This window comes from Bacteroides sp. RTP21281st1_H5_RTP21281_210402, assembly GCF_040918965.1.
GTDB lineage: Bacteria > Bacteroidota > Bacteroidia > Bacteroidales > Bacteroidaceae > Bacteroides > Bacteroides congonensis.
This window is the reverse complement of the sequence record NZ_JBCOWR010000001.1, coordinates 486,408-495,296: the sequence shown is the minus strand read 5'-3', so window position 1 is coordinate 495,296 and position 8,889 is coordinate 486,408. Positions and strand designations below refer to the sequence as shown.

Here is an 8,889-nt window from a genome sequence, read left to right as displayed (position 1 = left end):
CTATAACTATCAGTGTTCCTCGTGGGCGGTAGAAGACGGTTCTTATCTCCGTCTGAAGAATGTGACATTGGGATATACATTGCCTTCTACTTTGCTGAACAAGACAAAAGTGCTCTCTAAAGCTCGTGTCTACGTATCGGGAGCCGACCTTTGGGAACACAGTAATATCAACGACGGTTGGGATCCGGAAGCCAGTCGCACTGTGGACGATGCAAAGCGTTATCCGTTCTTACGTACAGTGACTTTTGGATTAAACTTAACCTTTTAATTGAGACGAATTATGAAATATACATTAAAAGCTATTTTGATACTGGCATTGGGATGCCTTACTTATTCATGTCTTGATTTGGATCCGAAAGACCAGATTGCAGATGGTAACTATTGGGGAGAGGCATCTGATTTCAAATTATTTGCCAATCAGTTTTATGGTTGGACGCGCGACTTCTCGAACAGTGTCTATGATGCGCCCCATTCAGACAAACGTTCGGACTTGATTATGGATAAAAGTGGAACGAATGTTTATAGCAATGGGACAAACTCCATTCCGGCAGGCGATAATAACTATACGGACAACTACAACCGTATCCGCCGTACTAATATTCTCTTGCAGAAAGCTGAAACTTACAGTAACCAAAGTGATATTGCTCAATACATAGGCGAAGCAAAATTCTTCCGCGCTTACTGTTATTTTGAACTGTTGCAGCTCTATGGCGATGTCATAATAACAAAAACTCCACTGGATGTTACTGATTCCGAAATGAGTGCTGCCCGTAATGACCGTGGAGAAGTTGCCGATCTGATGATTCAGGATTTGAAGGATGCTGCCGGATTGTTGCCGCTTACTTCTGCGGTAGAAAATGGTAGAGTTGGAAGCGAAGGTGCTTGGGCATTCTTGTCAAGGGTTGCTCTTTATGAAGGTACATGGCAGAAATTCCGCGGCAATGAGGCACGTGGTAAAGAATTGCTGGATATTGCTGCAAAAGCTGCCAAAGAAGTGATAAACAGCAAGAAGTTCTCTTTGTACACTCCGGCTGTGTTGGGGGATAGCGCTCAGAAATACATGTTTATTCTGGAAGATGTGAAATCCAACCCTGCAGGACTCCTGAAGGCTTCTAATACAGAATATATTTTCTCCCGCCGTCATGACGAAACATTGAACCCGATAGGCAAGAATATTACAAAAGAATGTCTTGCTAATGCACAACTGATTTCTCAAAAGTTTGCGGCGATGTATCTTTGCCAGGATGGGCTTCCTATTGAAAAATCGTCTTTATACTTGTTCAAGACAGATGGAAAGATTGCCCATGAGTATTTGAACCGTGATAACCGTATGCTTTACACTTTGTGTGTTCCCGGTGCTTATTATTGGAGTAATGAAAATTCTCGTGTCAATTGGACTAATGATGCTGTGGATAGAGCTTCGGCTTCCATCAAAGGGTATTCTCCTGCAAGCGGCAGTGGGTACGCTAATCAGAAGTGGGCGGCAGAACGAAATGTGAAATCAGAAAATGAAGGCTATGATTATCCGATTATTCGTTATGCAGAAGTGCTGTTAAACTATGCGGAAGCAGTCTTTGAGCGTGATGATGCCATTTCGGACGAAGATTTAAATATATCTCTGAATTTGGTGCGTAACCGTATCAATGCGAAAATGCCGAAACTGAGTAATAGCTTTGTTACGACAAACGGACTGAGTATGCGTGATGAAATTCGTCGCGAACGTACAGTAGAATTGTTTAACGAAGGTTTCCGTATCGACGACCTGAAACGATGGAAAACTGCAGAAACAGAAATGCCAAAGGATTTTTTGGGTATCAAGTGGAAGGGTACGGAGTACGAAACCAAATGGCCGAATGTCTCTTACGCCAAAAACAGCGAAGGTTATATTATACTGGAAACCGGACGTAAATGGGAAAGCAAACATTATCTCTATCCGTTGCCGACAGACCAGTTGCAGTTGAACCCGAACTTGAAGCAAAACCCGGGTTGGGGAGAATAACCGTTCCTTTCATTCATTAAATTATAATTAGGTATGAAAAATAGAAAATCGATATATAAGAACTTGCAAGGTGTGTCAATGGGAATTGTGGCTGCCTGTCTGGCTTTAACTGCATGCGACAAGGATAAAGAATTTACACCTGCCATGCCTGAAGCAAAATTGATAAATTCCATTACGTTTGATGTCAGTCCAATATTGCCGTTGGCTATTGATATGGATTCTACTATTGTTTATAAAGTTGAGGCCCCGGATGATTTGGAAGATCGGACTATTCTTTGGAGATCTACGAATGAAGCTGTGGCGCGTGTGTCGCAGGACGGTACAATTACCGGTGTCTCAGAAGGTACGGCCGTGATTAGTGCTACTCCTTCTATCGGTTTTGGAGCTGAGGCTACAGTGGCAGTAAATGTTATTCCTCAGATAATAAAAGCCGAAAGTGTGACACTTGTTAATCCACGTGAGGGAGAAGTGATTTACGAAACGGATCGTTTGCAGTTTGCTGCTGACATATTACCAGCCAATCATACATATTCTTATTTGACATGGAGCAGTACTGATGAAAATGTGGCTACTGTTTCGCAAAATGGATTAGTGACTTGCCAGAAAGCCGGAACGGCAAAAATCCTGGCTTATACGCACGACTATAGCAAGGTGTTTGGTTCGTATGATTTGACTGTAGTGAAATATATTCCGGTAGAGAATGTTGAGATCAAATCCTATACCGAACCTGTCTGCGTTTCTTTGGGGGACATCAATTTGGATGTCGTTTATACACCAGCTAACGCAACTTTAGGTTCTGTTGACTGGGCATCTAGTAATGAAGATGTAGCTACTGTGGATTTGGGTGTGGTTACTCCGAAGGGATTCGGTACAACTGAGATTACTGCTACTTGTCAGGCAACAGGCGTGAAATCTACCACTACTATCACGGTTGTAAGTGGCTGGTGGATTTGGGACGGTCGGAATGAATTTAAGAATTGGGGACTGGGGCAAGCATATTCAAGCATCGCTATTGAAGATGGGAAAATGGTTGTCACCGCCGGTGCACAAAATGCAACAATGAAACGTGCCGACTTGAAATATACCGCTGTACCCGTTACTATGGACTTTGGACAATATCCTGTTATTGCATTGCGTACCACTCTGCCGAGTGGCGGGAAAGGCTCCGGAAAAGGAGGGGAATATACATTGGATTTAGTGACAAGTGCCGGAAACGTAAGTGGTAAAAAGTGTAATACGGGGGTAATACTGGATGATGGCACACACATGTTGTATTATGATGTGGCTCAATTAAATCCTGGCGTTGCTGCGGCAGGCGCAGTAACTGCTAATACTTTTCAAGTGAAAATAGCTGATATAATGAATGAAAACTTGCCAACTAGTAAATATACAGTTTACTGGATTCGCACTTTCAAGAGTCTGGATGAAGCTAAAGCTTTTGCCGAAGCAGAAGTGGCGGCAGGCAAGTAATTGAATAATAACCATTAATGAAGACAGTATGAAAAAGAATATGATATTTGCATTAGGATTTTTATTGGCAACAGGCTTTTCAGCCTGTTCCAGTGAAATCGAAGATGGAACAACCGATATAGACAGCTGGCCAATGCCCTATATTGAGGTCGACGGGCGTTATACTTACCAACATCCGTGTGCTATGTACAATGATGCAGATTTTGCTCGTGTAAAGACTATGTTGGATGACGGTACGGCTCCACAGGCTGTAAAAGATGAATTTGAGAAATTGAAGAACAGTGCCTATGCTTTGCCAAGTTATGTAGCAGACCCCACCGAATGGATTGTGCGTGGTGATCCTACTGGTACGGGAGTGGATAGGGAAAACTATGATAAAGCTATGCGCGACGCGGCTGCTGCCTATCAATTGGCTATGTTGTGGAAGCTGACGGGAAATATAGAATATGCTAATGCTTCTATCAAGGTAATGAATGCCTGGGCGGATAAGTGTAAAGGAATTACATCTAATGATGCTAATCAAGTGTTGGCAGCCGGTGTGCAGGGATACACCTTTGCCAATGCTGCTGAAATTATGCAAACTTGTGATAAGTGGGCGGATAATGATAAGGCAGATTTTAAGAAGTGGATGATGGATGTATTTGCCGCCAAGAATCTTGACTTCTTGAAGAATCATGCCGGACAGTGTAACGACCACTATTGGGCTAACTGGGATTTGGTGAGTCTGGCTTCTTATTTGGCTATTGGCATCTTAAACGAAAAAGATGATATGGTGAACTATGTAGTGAACTATTTTTATAATGGGGTAGGAAATGGTTATATTGGAAAATTGATTCAAGGTACATTTACAGATCCGTTGGGAAGCGGTGAAGGAATTGCGCAGAATCAGGAAAGTGGTCGTGACCAAGGACATGCCATGATGTCTGTTGCAGTAACGGCAAATCTTTGCCAGATGGCTTATACTTTCTATTTAGGCAATAAATCAGTGCCGCAACTTGATTTCTTTGCAGCTAATGACAACGTTGTCATGAAGATGGGTGAATACACGGCGCTTTTTAATTTGCGTAACGGTTCCGACCAAATGAATACGACCGGTGCGTGGTTACTGGCAAAAGACCAAATGCCTTTTAATACGTATAAATATTGTGTTGACTGCTCATGTTCCAATAAAAGCCACGGTGTCACCCATACATCTGTTGCCGATGATACAGGGCGAGGAAGCCTTCGTCCGGGATGGGAGATTCTATACAATCACTACGCTAAAGTGAAGAATTTGGGTAGCGGTTATAAATATGCCAAGCAGGCCGCCGACAAGATGCGTCCCGAGTGCGGTGCCGACGGAACGAGCCGTTATGGCACTAATAGTGGAGCGTTTGACCAGCTAGGCTGGGGAACACTGATGATGTATCGTGAATAACCGGAAAGTTTTGGAAAAAATAGTTTATGGGGGGATTAGGCGCTTGCCTATTCCCTCTTTTCATATCATAAACAAATATGGCTGGGTGGAATCGGATTGCCTTGTTATATCCCGGGAAACAACCTTGTTTCCGAAAAAGCAAGATACATCTTCATGAAAAATATATAATTTTGCCACAAGCATTGTGTTTTACTTAATTTTATATCGTATGAACAAGAAACTATTAATGTATTTGTTTGGGGTAATGATATGCTTTATGGCTGCTTGCTCCGATAATGAAGATGAACAACCGAAGCCACAGGAACTACCCAAGGAAACGCCGGAAGTGATAATAGAAATAGTAGAGACACTGGAAGAGACAGTGCCTCAGGCTAGTGACTTTGTTGAAGTGTTGAAGAAGGCCGATCTGACAGGAGTGACTGCTGAGAAAATCACTGTATTTGCCGTCAGGAATGAACTTGCTGACACAAGGGCGAAAGCAGGACTGGATACTGTGTCTGTGAAACGTCACATTGTTGTCGGTACTTATAAAAAAGAAGAGTTGACGGACGGGCAGGAACTGACGAGTGTGAGCGGTGAGAAATTATTAGTTTCCAAAGCAGGCGACGAAATTTCAATAAATGGTGTGGTGGTAGCGGGAGAACCGGTACAGGCAGGTGATAGTTATATCTATGTGGTTCCCAAGTTGATACCGGCACGTGAAACCGGCTCGTCCGAACCGATATTGCATCGTACCACATTTAAGGTCATGAAGTTGACAGGAGATGATTACGGCAATTGTATACCATTAGAAGGAGTTGTTGTAAAAGCCTTGAATAGTACCAGGGATTCTTTGGAACGTAATGTAACGAATAGTTTGGGTGAAATCACAATCAGTCACGCTTCCGATACCATTTTCTATCAATTATATAGAGCCGGTTATCAAACGTACGTTGACTGGAATGTCGATGGCAAGATTGACGGGAACGAACAGATACCGGAAGGGGGATTGAATATGGTTATCTATACAGATACCGGAAATAAGACAGAATACTGCTTCATGAGAGAGCAGGCGGATGATGAAATGCCATTAGACAAGGCAAAGGAACAGTGGCAGTCTTGCATTAAGAATTTTTATGACCAGAACCGTATTCTTAATCAAAGGCTGTGTTACGGATATGGCAATTTCTCGTATCGCAATGATATTGATTCGTGTTCTTATGAATATTGGAGAACGGCTTATAAGGCAATAGATTTAGGTGCGGGCTTGCAGAAGAAAGGTACAGATGCAGATGCTTCCTGGAAGGACTTCTTTAATTCGGTACAAATTGACATGAGTCTGATTTATGCGGATGTACTGGGATTTTATAATCAGGTTGCGGTATGGGATGCCGGAAATGATAAGTTTGTATGTACGACGGATGCCTTGACCAATTCTTTGAATGAAGCGGTACAACATCTTCCGGAACAACAGAAGGGAGCTGCTTATGCGATAGCCGCAAGGGTTTACCTGAGCCAGAAAAGATATCAAGAGGCGTATGAATATTGTAAAAGAGTGATAGATATGGGGCGATATGCACTTGTTTCGAATACAGACGTATTCTCCAGTCGGGCTAATAAGTCTGTTATTTGGGGAGACTATGACGATAGCGTTTTCTCGTGGAGTGGCTTGAGTAAAGGCCTTTATTATCATCCTGTCCGCTATCAGGAAGTTCTTCTGATGTATGCGGAAGCGGCCAACGAATTGGGGAATATAGCGGACGCGATAGCACCTTTGAACCAAATAATGCAGGTGGAGGGTAAAGTTGAAATAGCACCTGCCGGTTCTACAAAGGAAGATATTAGAAACCACATCAATACGCTGTTTAGTTCCTATTTGCAATATGAAGGCTTGGAATATTCGACTTGGAGACGTTGGGGAGTACTGGATGCAAAGATTGGAAACAGGTTTGGCTATCAGTCTCCTAAGAACTCATTGCTCCCGATTCCTAAGGCAGCCTTGATGCGATATCCTGAACTGAGACAAAACGCGGGATATTATTAAGTAAGCGGCTATGGTCAGGAAATCTTTCCGGATAGCCTGATGAATAAGACAGGCTTGAAGAGGGAAACTGATAGATTGGAAGATTTACAGAAAAAATATTGGAAGGGGATTAGGTATTTACCTAATCCCCTTCGTATATATAAGCAAATAGGTCAGTAAATAGATTGTTTTAGGAAAGAGAATATATTCAGTTCTCCGATAGATTAGTTTTTATAAAGGTGGAAAGAACCTGTTTTTAGGAATAACAATTGAATTTAGAAAAGAATTATTAGTTAGGTACTATGCGTAAAAAGATTCTGTTTTTAGCAGGAATGATGGCTTGCTGCACCATGGCAGGCGCACAAGAAATTTCAAAGACCTGGGTGGCTGATAAGGGAAACGGTACTTATCAGAACCCGGTTCTTCATGCTGATTATTCCGATCCGGATGTTTGTGCAGCCGGAGATGATTTCTATATGACAGCATCCAGTTTCAATTGTATCCCGGGTATTCCTATCCTTCATTCCAAGGATTTGGTGAATTGGTCGCTGGTAAACTATGCGTTGCCGGTGCAGGAACCGAAAGAGTTTTTTGAGATGGCACAGCATGGAAAGGGCGTATGGGCACCGTCTATACGTTTCCATAACGGGGAGTTTTACATTTACTGGGGCGATCCTGATTTTGGAATCTACATGATAAAGGCGAAAGACCCCAAAGGGGAATGGAGCAAACCGGTGTTGGTAAAGGCGGGAAAAGGAATGATTGATCCGACTCCTCTTTGGGACGAAGACGGTAAAGTATATCTGGTACATGCCTATGCCGGAAGTCGTAGCGGAGTGAACAGTATCGTGGTGATTTGTGAACTGAATGCCGAAGGAACGGAAGCAATATCCGCTCCTGTCATGGTATTCGACGGAAATGATGGAAAGAACCATACGGTGGAAGGCCCGAAACTTTATAAACGTAACGGATACTATTACATATTTGCTCCGGCAGGTGGAGTAGCGACCGGTTGGCAACTGGTACTTCGCTCGAAGAACATCTATGGCCCTTATGAATCGAAAATCGTCATGGCGCAAGGAAAGACGAATATAAACGGCCCTCATCAGGGAGCTTGGGTAGACACGAATGCGGGAGAATCCTGGTTCGTTCACTTTCAGGATAAAGGGGCTTACGGACGTGTGATTCACCTGAATCCGATGGAATGGAAAGCAGACTGGCCGGTAATCGGAGTAGATAAGGACAAAGATGGTTGCGGAGAACCTGTCACTTCATATAGAAAGCCGAATGTAGGAAAGACATATCCGGTAGCCACACCGCCCGAGAGTGATGAATTCAACACCCGCCATTTGGGATTACAGTGGCAATGGCATGCCAATAAGCAGGACACTTACGGGTTTACTACCGATTTGGGATACATTCGTTTGTACGCAGGCAGCCTGTCAAAAGAATTTGTGAACTTCTGGGAAGTGCCCAACCTGCTGATGCAGAAGTTTCCGGCGGAAGAGTTTACAGCAACCACGAAGCTGACTTTTACAGCCAAACAGGACGGCGAACAAGCCGGACTGATTGTGATGGGATGGGATTACAGTTACCTGTCCGTTCGCAAAGCAGGCGATAAGTTTATTCTGCAACAGGCAGTCTGCAAAGATGCGGAGTTGAAAAATCCCGAACAGGTGAAAGAACTTGCCAGTTTCCCGGTAGAATATCTGAAGATGCCGGGCGTGGCGGACAATGAATGGAAAACTGTTTACTTACAGGTAAAAGTTCGTAAAGGAGCAGTTTGTTCGTTTGCTTATAGCCTGGACGGAAAGAAATATACGACGGTAGGAGAGAACTTCACCGCCCGTCAAGGTAAATGGATTGGAGCAAAAGTCGGTGTATTCTGTGTGACTCCCAATGAGGGAAACCGCGGATGGGTGGATGTCGACTGGTTCCGGATGACTAAGTAAAAAAGAATAAAAATAGATAGATTAAGAATTAACGCGAAGATATTGAACG

At 43.3% G+C, this 8,889-nt stretch carries 6 protein-coding genes; all 6 read left to right on the top strand.

Going from position 1 to position 8,889, the window contains the following annotated elements; genetic code table 11:
• Positions 1-268 (top strand): hypothetical protein (locus tag AB5443_RS02030; RefSeq protein ID WP_368119583.1); only part of this gene is annotated, 268 nt, incomplete at its 5' end.
• Between the two features lie 12 nt (positions 269-280).
• A complete protein-coding gene (locus AB5443_RS02025) occupies positions 281-1,999 on the top strand; it encodes a RagB/SusD family nutrient uptake outer membrane protein (RefSeq protein WP_289621884.1) in 1,719 nt (572 codons plus the stop codon).
• Between the two features lie 33 nt (positions 2,000-2,032).
• Positions 2,033-3,469 carry an Ig-like domain-containing protein gene (locus AB5443_RS02020; RefSeq protein ID WP_333697253.1) on the top strand — a complete coding sequence of 479 codons (1,437 nt, stop codon included), beginning with the start codon at positions 2,033-2,035 and terminating at the stop codon, positions 3,467-3,469.
• A 28-nt stretch (positions 3,470-3,497) separates the two neighbouring features.
• The gene (locus AB5443_RS02015) at positions 3,498-4,886 is read left to right on the top strand and encodes an alginate lyase family protein (protein WP_289621882.1); all 1,389 of its coding nucleotides are present in this window, start codon (positions 3,498-3,500) and stop codon (positions 4,884-4,886) included.
• 208 nt (positions 4,887-5,094) lie between these two features.
• Positions 5,095-6,909, top strand: a complete 1,815-nt coding sequence (locus AB5443_RS02010; protein WP_368113105.1) for a RagB/SusD family nutrient uptake outer membrane protein — start codon at positions 5,095-5,097, stop codon at positions 6,907-6,909.
• 281 nt (positions 6,910-7,190) lie between these two features.
• The gene (locus AB5443_RS02005; protein WP_368113103.1) at positions 7,191-8,840 is read left to right on the top strand and encodes a glycoside hydrolase 43 family protein; all 1,650 of its coding nucleotides are present in this window, start codon (positions 7,191-7,193) and stop codon (positions 8,838-8,840) included.
• Positions 8,841-8,889: the final 49 nt, after the last annotated feature.